Source organism: Bradyrhizobium sp. 139, assembly GCF_023074175.1.
Classification (GTDB): domain Bacteria; phylum Pseudomonadota; class Alphaproteobacteria; order Rhizobiales; family Xanthobacteraceae; genus Bradyrhizobium.
Genome location: NZ_JADPKS010000071.1, coordinates 1 through 13,179 on the forward strand (window position 1 = coordinate 1; position 13,179 = coordinate 13,179).

Genomic DNA, 13,179 nt, shown 5'->3' on the forward strand with positions numbered 1-13,179 from the left:
TCCTGCCATGATGTCGCTCCTCATTGCGCCAATCGCAAACGAGGAATCCGCCAACACCCAATCAGTTCCGACGCAGATTTCTTGGAATCGATCGTCTAGATCGCCATAGGGGCCGGTCATCACCGGCCCCTTGCTTCTTCGGGGGACGACCATGCTGATTGCATTAAAACTGAAACTGCTGCTCGCCTGCGCCGCCGGGCTCGCAGGACCGATCCGCGGTGACGCCGCTCGTCTCGGACATGGCGGTCCACGGCATGGCGACGGAGCCCGTCATCGTCGGGGTCGCGTCGGGCAGTCTCTCCTATCGCGAGGCCGGCGATTTCACCCGCGCCGGGCGGCAGGCCGAAGTGCCGCTGCGCGCGATGCACTTCGAGAGGCCGCTGCACATCATGCGGCACCAGGTCTCGTCATCCGACTATCAGCTTTGCGTGCAGGACGGCTCCTGCCGGGCACTCGATCGCGGCGTCGCGATTGCGTCTGATCGTCCCGCGATACAGGTGAGCTGGCACGATGCGCAGGCTTATGCAGGCTGGCTGTCGCGCAAGACCGGCCACAATTACCGCCTGCCGAGCGACGCGGAATGGGCCTTTGCGGCGGGCTCCAGGTTCAAGGATGACGGCGCTCCTGTGGACGCAGACGATCCTTCGAAGCGCTGGATCAGCCGCTACGAGCGTGAATCCGAACGCGACCTCTCCGACACCATGGCTTATCGGTTCGGCAAGTTCGGCCCCCACGAGCATGGCGTCGAAGATCTCGCCGGCAACGTCTGGGAATGGACCTCGACCTGCTTCGTGCGCTCGCGGATCGATAAAGCCGGCGGTGCCGGCCGCCCGACCGTGAATTGCGGCGTGCGCGTCGCCGAGGGTGCGCACCGCGCCTACGTCACCGACGCCCGCGTCGGCGGCTGCGCGCAGGGCGTGCCACCCGCCAATCTCGGCTTCCGCCTGGTCCGCGAGGAGCCGTTCTGGGTCGCGAGCGTGACGGCGCGATGGGGCAAGGTGTGGGCGGCGAGATCGTAGCGAATTCAATACGCAAATTGGAAAAACGACGGCGGCCCCTCATGCTCGTGCGAGCGCAGCGAAGCGATCCAGAGTCTTTCCGCGGACGCAGCCTGGATTGCTTCGCCGCAAGGGCTCCTCGCAATGACGGTGTGGAGACGATGCGCTCAGATTATCCGCACAAACATGCGAAATCACGGTACTCCGATCAGCGCCTCGAAGGCGGAATCACACTTCTCGTCCGCAAAGAAAAATCCCGCCTTGGCATAGGCCCGCTCGGCAGGTTCGTTGCCGATCAGAAACGAGATCGTCGCCCGGGCAAATCCAGCCGCGCGTCCCTTATCCAGCGCGCGCGATCAGCGCCTGCACCAGGCCGCGGCCGCGATAGGCGGGATCGGTCGCGACATACTCGATCATCCAATCGCCCTCGCCGCCCTGAACCCAGCAAGCCCGCGTATAGGCGCCGCGTTGACGGATGGCTTCCAGCTCCGATGCAGCGAGCCCTGTGGCTGCTGCGACTTCCTCGATCGCGTGCCAGGCCGCAGGTCCGGTGCCCGCAGCGGGCAACGCACAGAGCGCCGCCGCCGGCTTGCCGTCGACCTCCGCGACCAGAAACTGCGAGACGTGCCACATCGACACGGCGCGCGCGACCGCGACGCGCGCGATGAAGTCGCGGCACTGCGCTTCAGGCCAGCCGAGCGCGATATCGAACCAGCCGCGCGGCCGGTGGCCGCGCTGCGATGACAAGATCGCACTTGCGATGAAATCAGCGTCTTCGGGACGCGCAGACCGTATCGTCATGCGCGCCCCGTTGCGAAGACTTTACGTGTTCTTCAGCGCGACGCGGAATTCGGCCTCGGTCTTGGCCTTGACCTCGTCGAGCGAAACGCCGTCGGCGAGCTCGACCAGCGCCATGCCGCCGTCGCCGTGCTTGTCGATCGTGAAGACGGCGAGATCAGTGACGACCATGTCGACCACGCGTTCGCCGGTCAGCGGCAAATTGCAGGTCTTCAGCAGCTTCGAGCCGTCCTTGGCCGAATGCTCCATCACGACGACGACGCGCTTGACGCCGGCGACGAGATCCATCGCGCCGCCCATGCCCTTGACCATCTTGCCCGGAATCATCCAGTTGGCGAGGTCGCCGTTCTGGGCCACTTGCATGGCGCCGAGGATCGACAGGTCCATGTGGCCGCCGCGGATCATGCCGAAGGAGTCCGCGCTCGAGAAATACGAGGTCGACGGCAGCTCGCTCACGGTCTGCTTGCCGGCATTGATGAGATCGGCGTCCTCTTCGCCCTCATAGGGGAACGGTCCCATGCCGAGCATGCCGTTCTCGCTCTGGAGGCTGACGTCGACGCCATCAGGGATGTAGTTCGAGACCAGCGTCGGAATGCCGATGCCGAGATTGACGTAGTAGCCGTCGCGCAATTCCTTCGCGGCGCGCGCGGCCATCTGTTCACGGGTCCAGGCCATGTAAATCTCCTGATGCGTTAGGCGGCTGTGCGCGGGCGGGTATTGCGGAATTCGATGCGCTTCTTGGCCTCTCCGACCTCGACGATGCGCTTCACGAAGATGCCGGGCGTGTGGATGTGGTCGGGATTGAGTTCACCGGCCGGAACCAGATGCTCGACCTCGGCCACCGTGACCTTGGCGGCAGTCGCCATCATCGGGTTGAAGTTGCGCGCGGTCTTGCGGTAGATGAGGTTGCCGGCGGTGTCGCCCTTCCAGGCGTGGACGATGGCGAGGTCGGCGAACAGGCCGCGCTCCATTAGATACTTCTCGCCGTCGAATTCCTTCACTTCCTTGCCTTCGGCGATCAGCGTGCCGACGCCGGTCTTGGTATAGAAGGCCGGGATACCGGCGCCGCCGGCGCGGATGCGCTCGGCCAGCGTGCCCTGCGGATTGAATTCGAGTTCCAGCTCGCCGGCGAGGAATTGCTGGGCGAACAGCTTGTTCTCGCCGACATAGGACGAGATCATCTTCTTGATCTGGCGGGTTTCGAGCAGGCGGCTGAGCCCGATGCCGTCGACGCCGGCATTGTTCGAGACCACCGTGAGCCCCTTGACGCCGGACTCGCGGATCGCATCCGACAGCGCCTCGGCGATGCCGCAGAGGCCGAAGCCGCCCGACATGATCATCATATCGTCTTTCAGAACGCCCTCGAGAGCCGACTTGGCGTCGGGATAGACCTTGTTCATGCAAATAACCCTCGAGTGAACCTTCGGCTGGCAGGCGTCACGCCTCATTGGCGGCGATTATTAGGCGAAATCGTCCGAAGCCGTCAATGATACGGGGTTCTCCGTTCCGCAGCCCGGTGATAGAAGCTGCCCACGCCGTGGGCAGAACCGTCCGCGGCCTTGAAAGCGACAAGAAAACCCATCAAGTTGCGCGGGTTGGGCGTGGGCACGCAGGTTTCCGGCCCGCCCTTCCGGCTCCAACGACCAACCCGATCAGGACACGCCATTGACCATGGCCCAAGGAATGAAGCGCCTCGGGACGCCGATCGCGGCGCTGCTCGGCGTCGTGCTGATCGCCCTGATCGCGACCTCCTGGCTCATCGACCGCGACGCGCTGCGCAAGGCAGTGGAGGCGCAGATTCGTGACGTCACCGGGCTCGAGCTCGGCATCGCCGGCGCGATCGACATTTCGGTGCTGCCGGCAAGCTACATCTCATTCCATGACGTCGGCCTCAAGGGCGGCGGCACCAGCGATCCTGCGCTCCATGTCGACGTGCTCAGCGCCAATCTGCGGCTGCTGCCGCTGCTGCTGCAACGGTTCGAGATCGCCGACCTGACGCTGCTCCGGCCGCAGATCCATGTCAGCCTGAAACCGGACGGCGAGAGCAACTGGACGCCCTTCATCCAGACCATTGCGCGCACCATGAAGCCGGGCGCCGACAACCAGGTGTCGTTCTCCGAGATCAGGATCCAGGACGGTGTGCTCAACTACGAGGACGCCGCCACCCACGCCTCCGAGAAGTTCGAGGACATCGACCTGTCGCTGGCCTGGCCCTCGATCTCGCGGTCCTTCGCCGCGACCGGACAGTTCGACTGGCGCGGCGAGCGCGTCGACGGCTCGATCAGCTTCGCCGATTTCGTCGCCGCCCTCTCCGGCGACCGCTCCGGGCTGAAGGCGCGAATTGCCAGCGCCCCGCTCAAGCTCGCCTTCGACGGCAGCGTCGCCAACCGCACCAGCCCGATGATGGAAGGCACGCTCACCATAGACAGCCCGTCCTTGCGCAACGCGCTGCGCTGGACCGGCCAGCCGCAGCCAGGCAGCGGCGGCTTCGGCCGCTTCGCACTGAAAGCGCGCGCCAATGTCGTCGGCGCCTCGATCGCACTCACCAACGTCAATGTCGAGCTCGACGGCAACGCCGCCGAGGGCGTGATGACCTACGCCAATAACGGCCGGCAGACGCTGCAAGCGACGCTTGCCGCCGACGCGCTCGACTTCACACCTTATATCTCGACCTTCCGCCTGCTCGCCAGCGGCGCCCGCGACTGGAACAGGCAGCTGTTCGATCTCAACGGATTGTCGACCACCGACCTCGACATGCGCCTGTCGGCAGCCAAGCTGACGGTCGGCACCTCGAAACTCGGCCGCACCGCGATCGGCGCCAATTTGCGCAACGGCACGCTGGCGCTTTCGGTCGGCGAGGCCCAGGTCTATGGCGGCATCGCCAGGGGCTCGTTCGGGATCGCGCGCTCCGACACCGTCGCCGACATCAAGGCGCAATTCCAGTTCACCGATGTCGATCTTCAGGCCTGCGCCTCCGAATTGTTCGGCCTCAACAAGCTGTCCGGCCGCGGCAACATCAACGTCTCGCTGCTGGCCTCCGGCTCGAGCCCGTTCGGCCTCGTGCAATCGCTCGATGGCACTGCCACCGTGACCGGGCACGACGGCGCGATTTCGGGCTTCAACGCCGAGCAGCTCCTGAAGCGGCTGGAGCGGCGGCCGCTGTCGGGTGGCGGCAATTTCCGCAACGGCTCGACCCCTTATGACAATCTCACCATCGCGGTGAAATTCTCCGATGGGGTCGCCACCGCCGAGGACATCCGCATCGAGGGGCCGGCTGCAAAGATCACGCTGACGGGCACCGCCTCGGTGCCGACGCGCGAATACGACATGAAGGGCGTGGCGAGCCTCAACACGACCTCGGGCTTTCAACTGCCTTTCATGGTGCAGGGCCCCTGGGACGATCCCCTGATTTTCCCCGACCCTGAAAGCCTGATCCGCCAGTCGCCTGCGGCTTCCCCCTTCCTCGACCTCCTGAAGCGGCGCCTCACCGGCGAGAAGCACCCCGCGCTGCCAGATTCGCCGACGGCCGAGAACACCAAGGAAAACGCCAAGGACAACGCGAAGTCCAACTGAGGACGGCGATCGTCCGGCGCTGCCTGACCATCGCGAATTGATGCGGTGATTGGATCGATGCGTGCATTAAGCATCTCCTCTGGCCCGACACCCCACGACCTATGTCTGACAAGATGCCGCTAGATCGGCTGACGGCCATGCGCTAGTGTTTTATCCGACCGGTTAAAACACCGGCGGCTTGAGGGAGAAAACAAACGTGAGATCCAAAGTTATTGGCGCAGTATCACTGGCGGTCGCTGCGGCCGGGCTGTTTGCAGCCGCTGCACCCGCATTTGCGCAGCAGAAGACGATTACGGTCTGGTGGGGCAAGGGCTTCTACCGCTCCGAAGACGACGCGCTGATCGAGACGATCAAGAAGTTCGAAGCCAAGACCGGCATCAAGGTCGAATTGGCGCAGTACGCGATCCAGGACATGATTCCGAAGACGGTGGCCGCGCTCGATGCCGGCACCGTGCCCGATGTCGCCTATTCCGACTCCTATGACGTGCAGGCGCAGGGCAAATGGGCCTATGAGGGCAAGCTCGAGGACCTCACGGACGTCATGGAGCCGATCAAGGGTCGGTTCGTGCAGAACACGCTGGACGCGTCGATCCTCTATAACGATGTCACCAAGAAGAAGGCCTATTACGGCTTCCCGCTGAAGCAGCAGAGCATGCATGTCGAGATCTGGAATGACATGCTGGAGAAGGCCGGCTTCAAGCTAAGCGACATCCCGACCGACTGGGAAGGCTATTGGAAGTTCTGGTGCGACAAGGTGCAACCGGGGATCCGTAAAGCCACCGGCCAGCGCATCTATGGCGTCGGCCAACCGATGGGCGTTGAATCCACCGACGCCTTCCAGTCGTTCTACACCTTCATGGACGCCTACCACGTCAAGCTGGTCGACGACGACGGCAAGCTCACGGTCGACGATCCCAAGGTTCGCGAGAACCTGATCAAGGCGATGAAGGACTACACCGACACCTACATCAAGGGCTGCACGCCGCCCTCCTCCACAACCTGGAAGGACCCGGACAACAACGTCGCCTTCCACAACAAGACCATCGTGATGACCCACAACTTCACGATCTCGATCGCGGCGAAGTGGTTCGAGGACTCGCAGAACCAGGCGCTCACGCCTGAGCAGCGCGAGGCCGGCAAGAAGGCCTATGAGCAGGACATCGTCACGGCGTCCTTCCCGAAGGCGCCGGACGGTTCGACCATCCGCTACCGCTCCGACGTCAAGACCGGGCTGGTGTTCACCGCGGCCAAGAACAAGGCCGAGGCCAAGCAGTTCATCAGCTTCCTGCTCCAGGAAGACAACGTCCGCCCCTATATCGAGGGCGCGCTCGGCCGCTGGTTCCCGGTGACGAAGGAAAGCCAGGCCAGCCCGTTCTGGCAGGCCGACAAGCACCGCAAGGCGGTCTATAGCCAGTTCACCGGCGGCACCGCGGCGTTCGACTTCACCAAGAACTGGAAGTTCACGATCCTCAACAACGAGAACGTGTGGGCCAAGGCGATGAACCGGGTCGTCAGCGAGAAGGTTCCGGTCGACAAGGCGGTCGACGAGCTGATCGTCCGCATCAAGCAGGTCGCCGGTTAGATCATCCTTGCCTCTCCCCGCCCTGCGGGGAGAGGTGCTAGAATAGCACCGGCCGCGTCTCGCGGCCGGCAATTCGTTTGAAGAGTCCTAAAGTATGGCGATTACGCTCTCTGGCGATCAGGCACTTCCCGCGCCGCCTCTATCGTCGCGGCTGACCCCGGCGCAGGTCTGGGGCATCGTGCTGCTCGCGCCCTATCTGCTCGTCTTCCTTGCCTTCGTGGTCTATCCCGTCTGCTACGGGCTGTGGCTGGCGCGTGCTCCGGCGAACTATGTCGCGCTCTACAATGACCCGATCTTTGCGCGCGCGGCGGTCAACACGCTGATCTTCCTGGTCATCGGCATCAACATCAAGATGCTGATCGCGCTGTTCCTGTCCGGCTTCTTCGCGCAGCAGCGCACCTGGATCAAATGGCTCTCGGTGATCTTCATCCTGCCCTGGGCGGTGCCGTCGATCCCGACCATCCTGTCGGTGCGCTTCATGCTCAATCCCGAATGGGGCGTGATCAACCACCTGATCTTCTCTTTCACCGGCGATGACGGCCCGAACTGGCTGAATGATCCGACGGTGGCGCTGAGCATGGCGATCGGCGTCCACATCTGGAAATCGCTGCCGTTCTGGACCCTGATCCTGATCACCGGCCGCCTTGCGATCTCGCACGATCTGTTCGAGGCCGCCGAGGTCGACGGCGCGAGTTGGTGGCAGAAATTCCGCTTCATCACCTGGCCGTCGATGCAGACGCTCTACATCACCTGCACGCTGCTCTCGATGATCTGGACGCTCGGCGACTTCAACAGCGTCTATCTGCTCACCGGCGGTGGGCCGGCCGACCTCACGCATGTGCTGGCGACGCTCGGCATCCGCTACCTCCGGCTCGACCAGCTCTCGCTCGCGATGGCCTCCATCGTCTGCGCGATGCCGTTCGTCCTGCCGCTCGTGTACTTCATGATGAAACGGTTGTCGCGATGAAGATCCCTACGCTGCGCGAAGTCGCGACCGAAGCGCGATTGCTCCTGATCGGCATTCCCGTCTTCCTCTGGACGATGATCCCGATCTACCACATGTTCCTGTTCGCGATCTCTCCCAAGGAGGACGCGTTCTCGGGCAAGCTGTGGCCGGACCATCCGACGCTGCACAATTTCGAAATTGTGTTCAAGCAGCAGCATTACTTCCTGCGCGACTTCTACGTCCAGTTCTGGAATTCGCTGGTGATCGCGGCTGCCGTCGGCGTGCTGACGCTGTTCATCGCCACCGCGGCGGCGTTCTCGATCTCGCGGCTGAAGGTGCCGGGCGGACGCGTGGTGATGAACCTCGCGCTGTTCACCTATTTCATCCCCGCGGCATTCCTCGCCGTGCCGATGTACCGCACCATGGGCAATTACGGCCTGCTCAACAATCACTGGGCGCTGATCCTCGCCATGGTCACGATCGCCTCGCCCTACGCGATCTGGGTGCTGAAGCAGGCCTCCGACAAGCTGCCGGTGGAGTTGGATGAGGCAGCGGTGATGGACGGCGCGACGACGCTTCAGATCTTCCGCCTGGTCTACGTGCCGCTGATGATGCCCTCGCTGGTCGCGATCGGCACCTACGCGGTGCTGCTGGCGTGGAACGAATATCTCTACGCGTTCCTGCTGCTCTCGAACGACCGCGAGATTACGCTCCCCGTCGCGCTCGGCAACTTCCTCGCCGCCGATGATTCGCCGTGGGAGCTGTTGATGACAACCGGCTTCATCTACGCGCTGCCGCCGGCCGCGATCTACTACGCCTTCCGCCGCTACATGGTGGGCGGGCTCACGGCGGGTGCGGTGAAGTCGTAAGCTGATCTCGCGCGTTCGTCACGCAAACCTGTCGTAGCAGGCGCTACGACAGGTCGATCTCGATCGTTTTCGCCAATCGTTCGATTTCAAGCCGCTGGCTCGAAGAGGGCCGGAGATTGCCTTCTTTCGACAAGGAGGGCAGCCACTCCAAAGCGACACCGAATTCTCGATTCTCAATGAATTCGATCAATAGCTCTCGATCTCCATGAGAGATCTGAGACGATATGGATTCGACAAGGTTCGTGAGAGCTTCTTCGCGTTGACGCCATGCCCCGCTATGAGCCACCTCAGCCTCCGACAACACTACAGCGGCGCCGCGCTCTCGCCCTGCGAGCTGGACAATTTCGAGGCCAGCGAGGCGATGACGATGACCACCGCGATCAGGGCAATCACCAGCGTGCAGATCGCGTTGATTTCGGGCTTTACCCCGAGCCGCACCTCCGAGTAGATCCGGATCGGCAACGTCGCCGAGCCCGGGCCGGTGGTGAAACTCGCGATCACGAGGTCGTCGAGCGACAGCGTGAAGGCCAGCATCCAGCCGGCGACGATCGCCGGCGCGATCAGCGGCAGCGTCACGGCGACGAACGCGCGCACCGGGTTGCAGCCGAGGTCCATCGCCGCCTCCTCCAGCGAACGGTCGAGCGAGCCGAGGCGGGACTGCACGATCACCGCGACGAAGCACATCGTCAGCGTGGTATGCGCGATCGTCACCGTCCAGAAGCCGCGCTCGGCGTTCAGCGCGACGAACAACAGCAGCAGCGACAGACCGGCGATCACCTCCGGCATGACCAGCGGCGCATAGAGCATGCCGGAGAACAGCGTGCGGCCGCGGAAGCGCTCGCCGCGCGACAGCGCAACGGCTGCGAGCGTGCCGAGCAGCGTGGCGATGTTCGCAGAGGAGACCGCGACCCGTAGGCTCATCCAGGCCGCCTCGATCATGGCGCGATCGCCAAAGAACTCGTAATACCAGCGCAGCGACCAGCCGCCCCACACCGTCACCAGCCGCGAAGCGTTGAAGGAATAGATGACGAGGATGAGAATCGGCAGATAGAGGAATGCCAGCCCCAGCGCGAGCGAAGCGATGTTGAAGCGGGACAGGCGGGAGGCCTCGCTCATCGTCTCACCGTCCCTGTTCCAGTTGCCGCTTCTGGAGCCGTTCGTACAGCAGCAGCGGCACCAGTAGCACCACCAGCAGAACCATCGCCGCCGCGGACGCAACCGGCCAGTCCTTGTTGGTGAAGAACTCCAGCCACAGGGTCTGGCCGATCATCAGCGAATTTGAGCCGGCCAAGAGGTCGGGAATGACGAATTCGCCGACGATCGGGATGAAGCACAGCAGCACGCCCGCGCCGACACCGGGCAGCGACAGTGGAAAGGTGACGAGCCAGAACACTCGCCACGGCGGAGCGCCGAGATCGGAGGCGGCCTCCTCCAGCACCGGCTCCATTTTCGCGAGCGTGGCGTAGAGCGGCAGGATCATGAATGGCAGATAGGAATAGACGATGCCGATATACATCGCACTGTCGGTCGAGAGCCACACCACCGGCTGGCTGACCAGATGCAGCGCCAACAAAATCTGGTTCAGCAGCCCGTCGTGCTGGAGGATGTTGATCCAGGCGTAGATGCGGATCAGGAACGAAGTCCAGAACGGCACGATCACCAGCACCATCGCCACCCCCTGCCAGCGCCTCGGCAACCGCGCCATGCCATACGCGATGGGATAACCGATCATGAGCAACAGCGCAGACGCGGTGACGGCGACGGTGAGGCTGCGCACATAGGCGAACACATAGATGTCGTCGGAAACGAGCAACTTGAAATTATCAAGCGACAGCGCGGCGAACGCTGCCTTGAGCACCTCCCATCCCGCCATCAAGTCGAACACCGGCTCGTAAGGCGGCTGCGCGATCGCCGTCTGCGACAGGCTGATCTTGAGCACGAAGCCGAACGGAACCAGGAAGAACAGCACCATCCAGACATAGGGAGCGATCGCGGCAAAGCGCGCCGGCCGCGCGAAGATGCGGCGCCCGCTCATGACGACAGCACCACGCAATCATCGGGCGTGAACCAGGCGACGACCCGCTGGTTCAGACTGTAGGCGTCGACGTCGAGGCGCGCACTGTTGGCGACGGAAGCCTGCACTATCCCGCCGCCGTCGAGCTTCACCTTGTAGGTGCTGATGCCGCCGAGATAGCAGATATCGGCGACCACGCCGTCCAGGCTGTTGATCGCCGTCTCGTGACCGGCCTCGCTCACCGGACCGCGGTGCGAGAGCTTGACCTTCTCCGGGCGGATCGCAACCGACAATTTCGTCTGGCTGACCGGCTCGCGCGGCTCGGCCACCACCAGCGTGCCTGCCTCACGCGTGGCGATGACCAGGCGGTGGCCATCGCGCAATTTCAACTCGCCGTCGAACAAATTGACGTCGCCGACGAACTCCGCGATCCAGCGCGAGCGCGGCGCTTCATAGAGCTCGCGGGGGCTCGCGACCTGAGCGAGCTTGCCGGCGTTCATCACACCGATCCGGCTCGCCATGGTCATCGCCTCCTCCTGGTCGTGCGTGACGATGATGAAGGTCATGCCGAGCCGGCGCTGCAGCTCCATCAGCTCGCCTTGCGTGCTCTCGCGCAGCTTCTTGTCCAGCGCTGCGAGCGGCTCGTCCAGCAGCAGGAGTTGCGGCCTCCGCGCCAATGCCCGCGCCAATGCCACGCGCTGGCGCTGGCCGCCGGAGAGCTGGTCGGGCTTGCGCTTCTCCAGCCCCTCGAGCTTCACCAGTGCGACCATCTCCGCCACGCGCGTGGCGATGTCGGCACGGTGCATGCCGGCACGCTTCAGGCCGAAGGCGATGTTGTCGCGCACCGACAGATGCGGAAACAATGCGTAGTTCTGGAACATCATGTTGATCGGCCGCTCATGCGGCAGCGCCTGCGCGATGTCCTTGCCGCCGAGCAGGATGCGCCCTTCGTCCGGCGCCTCGAAGCCGGCGAGCATGCGCAGCAGCGTGGTCTTGCCGCAGCCGCTCGGGCCAAGCAGCGCAAAGAACTCTCCTGAATTGATGTCGAGCGACACGCCGTCCACGGCCCGGAATGTCCCGAACGTTTTGGCAACGCCCTCGATCCGCAGCAGCGGCTGGCCCTCCGCAGGAAACGCATCTCCGCCGCCCCTATCTGCCGCGACGTTCGCTCTCGGCAACTCGTCAGTCATGGTCCCAACCCCGATTCCGCCGCACGCTAGCGGCGGATCGGCCTTTGCTCAACCGGTTCGGGGGATCGTCTCAAAGGGGCCTTCATGCCGGACGTCAAAAGGCGTATGATGACAAAATGACCAAGTTGCTGGACCAGGCTCTGGAAATTGCACAGCGCGAAGCCAAATTCGGGACGGCAATTGGCAGCGCGGAAACTAAGCCAGTCCCAAGCCGCCATCGACGGCGAGAACCTGGCCCGTCAGCCATTGCGAGGCGGGGCCCGCAAGCTGGACAATCCATTCCGCGATGTCGTCGGGAACGCCGCGCCGACCGAGCGGAATCCGTGCGCGCTCGTCTTCCTTGACGGCTTCTGCCTGTTCCGTGGATAGCCCCATCATCCCGGTCAAGGCGCCGGATTCCGTGGGCCCGGCCGCGACCGCATTCACCCTTATTCCGAGCGGCGCGAGTTCGAGCGCCCAGCAGCGGGTCAGGTGTTCCAGCGCCGCCTTGCTGGCGGCGTAGTGCGATAGTCCCGCCGCCGGCCGGTGACCGAAGGTCGAGGAGATGTTGATGATGGTGCCCTGCGTCGCCGTCAGGTGAGGAAGGGCGGCGCGGGCCAGCAGGCTCGGACCGAGCACATTGACGGAAAAGATGTCTGTGATCCGATCGGCTGTCGCATCCGATAACGGAAGGATGGCGCCCGCGCCGGCGTTGTTGACGAGCGCATCCACTCGGCCCCAATTGTCGACCGCCGTGGCGATGGTCCGCCTGGCGTCTTCAGCAGAGGCGGTATTCGCAACGATGCCCGCGATATTCTTATGCTCCGCCGCCGTTTGCTCGACGGGGCCGGCGCGGCGGCCGGTGATGAGCACCTTGTCGCCCTGGTTGGCGAAACGGAGCGCGGCCGCCCGACCGATGCCAGAGCTGCCACCCGTTATGATCATGACCTTTTCGTTCTGCATGTTCGTTCGACTCATCTGTAAAGTTGGAAGTTGGTCAAAGCAGGCATTAAGCGACCGCTTCGGTTTCAGCGGCTCAGTGGTTGCGAGGTATTGAACCAGGGCGCGAATTCATACGCGCCCTGGTTCGGCCTCAACCCAACGAGCGGTCAGTAGTCCCAGAAGACCGGTACGAAACGGAAGGCGTCGCCGTCGGCCGCCACCCGGCCGATGGACGGGAACGGCAGGTGAGTGGCCACCAGCATCTCGCCGCTCTTAGCCAGCTCCCCC

General features: G+C 63.8%; 12 protein-coding genes and 2 pseudogenes. 5 read left to right on the forward strand and 9 right to left on the reverse strand.

What is annotated here, in order from left to right:
• The first annotated feature begins 151 nt into the window (after nt 1-151).
• Nucleotides 152-1,019: pseudogene (locus IVA80_RS16790) on the forward strand (SUMF1/EgtB/PvdO family nonheme iron enzyme).
• Nucleotides 1,020-1,337: 318 nt separating this feature from the next.
• Here the strand turns inward: IVA80_RS16790 and IVA80_RS16795 are convergent.
• From IVA80_RS16795 to IVA80_RS16805, 3 genes are read right to left on the reverse strand one after another with little or no spacing between them, the layout of a single operon-like run.
• Nucleotides 1,338-1,799, reverse strand: coding sequence for a GNAT family N-acetyltransferase (locus tag IVA80_RS16795; RefSeq protein WP_247432199.1), 462 nt, complete (start codon nt 1,797-1,799; stop codon nt 1,338-1,340).
• A 21-nt stretch (nt 1,800-1,820) separates the two neighbouring features.
• Complete coding sequence (locus IVA80_RS16800) at nt 1,821-2,471, reverse strand: 3-oxoacid CoA-transferase subunit B (RefSeq protein WP_247432201.1); 651 nt, start codon at nt 2,469-2,471, stop codon at nt 1,821-1,823.
• 17 nt (nt 2,472-2,488) lie between these two features.
• Nucleotides 2,489-3,196, reverse strand: a complete 708-nt coding sequence (locus IVA80_RS16805) for a CoA transferase subunit A (RefSeq protein ID WP_247432204.1) — start codon at nt 3,194-3,196, stop codon at nt 2,489-2,491.
• 271 nt (nt 3,197-3,467) lie between these two features.
• On the opposite strand from IVA80_RS16805, the gene IVA80_RS16810 reads away from it, so the two are divergent.
• The 4 genes from IVA80_RS16810 to IVA80_RS16825 all read left to right on the forward strand — a co-directional run bounded on the left by IVA80_RS16810 (nt 3,468) and on the right by IVA80_RS16825 (nt 8,766).
• Entirely contained in the window at nt 3,468-5,369 is a 1,902-nt protein-coding gene (locus IVA80_RS16810; RefSeq protein ID WP_247432231.1) for an AsmA family protein, read from the forward strand.
• A 196-nt stretch (nt 5,370-5,565) separates the two neighbouring features.
• A complete protein-coding gene (locus IVA80_RS16815) occupies nt 5,566-6,951 on the forward strand; it encodes an ABC transporter substrate-binding protein (protein ID WP_247432207.1) in 1,386 nt (461 codons plus the stop codon).
• Nucleotides 6,952-7,045: 94 nt separating this feature from the next.
• Nucleotides 7,046-7,918 carry a sugar ABC transporter permease gene (locus IVA80_RS16820; RefSeq protein ID WP_247432209.1) on the forward strand — a complete coding sequence of 291 codons (873 nt, stop codon included), beginning with the start codon at nt 7,046-7,048 and terminating at the stop codon, nt 7,916-7,918.
• Nucleotides 7,915-8,766, forward strand: a complete 852-nt coding sequence (locus IVA80_RS16825) for a carbohydrate ABC transporter permease (RefSeq protein ID WP_247432212.1) — start codon at nt 7,915-7,917, stop codon at nt 8,764-8,766. The genes IVA80_RS16820 and IVA80_RS16825 overlap by 4 nt, the downstream gene beginning before the upstream one ends.
• A 43-nt stretch (nt 8,767-8,809) precedes the next feature.
• Here the strand turns inward: IVA80_RS16825 and IVA80_RS16830 are convergent, their stop codons facing one another.
• The 6 genes and pseudogenes from IVA80_RS16830 to IVA80_RS16855 all read right to left on the reverse strand — a co-directional run.
• A complete protein-coding gene (locus IVA80_RS16830; RefSeq protein WP_247432215.1) occupies nt 8,810-8,956 on the reverse strand; it encodes a hypothetical protein in 147 nt (48 codons plus the stop codon).
• Between the two features lie 113 nt (nt 8,957-9,069).
• Nucleotides 9,070-9,882 carry an ABC transporter permease subunit gene (locus IVA80_RS16835; RefSeq protein ID WP_247432218.1) on the reverse strand — a complete coding sequence of 271 codons (813 nt, stop codon included), beginning with the start codon at nt 9,880-9,882 and terminating at the stop codon, nt 9,070-9,072.
• A 4-nt stretch (nt 9,883-9,886) separates the two neighbouring features.
• Nucleotides 9,887-10,801 carry an ABC transporter permease gene (locus tag IVA80_RS16840; RefSeq protein WP_247432220.1) on the reverse strand — a complete coding sequence of 305 codons (915 nt, stop codon included), beginning with the start codon at nt 10,799-10,801 and terminating at the stop codon, nt 9,887-9,889.
• Nucleotides 10,798-11,970: an ABC transporter ATP-binding protein gene (locus IVA80_RS16845; protein ID WP_247432223.1), complete on the reverse strand. Its 1,173-nt coding sequence runs from the start codon at nt 11,968-11,970 to the stop codon at nt 10,798-10,800. Before IVA80_RS16845 ends, IVA80_RS16840 begins: the two co-directional genes overlap by 4 nt.
• Nucleotides 11,971-12,165: 195 nt before the next feature.
• Nucleotides 12,166-12,894: an SDR family oxidoreductase gene (locus IVA80_RS16850; RefSeq protein WP_247432226.1), complete on the reverse strand. Its 729-nt coding sequence runs from the start codon at nt 12,892-12,894 to the stop codon at nt 12,166-12,168.
• Nucleotides 12,895-13,058: 164 nt separating this feature from the next.
• Nucleotides 13,059-13,179 (reverse strand): annotated as a pseudogene (locus IVA80_RS16855) (MBL fold metallo-hydrolase); the annotation flags it as partial.

Excerpts from the sequence above, each read along its gene's own strand:
- IVA80_RS16795 (WP_247432199.1), bottom strand. The coding sequence starts at position 1,799 with ATGACGATACGGTCTGCGCGTCCCGAAGACGCTGATTTCATCGCAAGT.
- IVA80_RS16800 (WP_247432201.1), bottom strand. The coding sequence starts at position 2,471 with ATGGCCTGGACCCGTGAACAGATGGCCGCGCGCGCCGCGAAGGAATTG.
- IVA80_RS16805 (WP_247432204.1), bottom strand. The coding sequence starts at position 3,196 with ATGAACAAGGTCTATCCCGACGCCAAGTCGGCTCTCGAGGGCGTTCTG.
- IVA80_RS16810 (WP_247432231.1), top strand. The coding sequence starts at position 3,468 with ATGGCCCAAGGAATGAAGCGCCTCGGGACGCCGATCGCGGCGCTGCTC.
- IVA80_RS16820 (WP_247432209.1), top strand. The coding sequence starts at position 7,046 with ATGGCGATTACGCTCTCTGGCGATCAGGCACTTCCCGCGCCGCCTCTA.
- IVA80_RS16825 (WP_247432212.1), top strand. The coding sequence starts at position 7,915 with ATGAAGATCCCTACGCTGCGCGAAGTCGCGACCGAAGCGCGATTGCTC.
- IVA80_RS16835 (WP_247432218.1), bottom strand. The coding sequence starts at position 9,882 with ATGAGCGAGGCCTCCCGCCTGTCCCGCTTCAACATCGCTTCGCTCGCG.
- IVA80_RS16840 (WP_247432220.1), bottom strand. The coding sequence starts at position 10,801 with ATGAGCGGGCGCCGCATCTTCGCGCGGCCGGCGCGCTTTGCCGCGATC.
- IVA80_RS16845 (WP_247432223.1), bottom strand. The coding sequence starts at position 11,970 with ATGACTGACGAGTTGCCGAGAGCGAACGTCGCGGCAGATAGGGGCGGC.
- IVA80_RS16850 (WP_247432226.1), bottom strand. The coding sequence starts at position 12,894 with ATGATCATAACGGGTGGCAGCTCTGGCATCGGTCGGGCGGCCGCGCTC.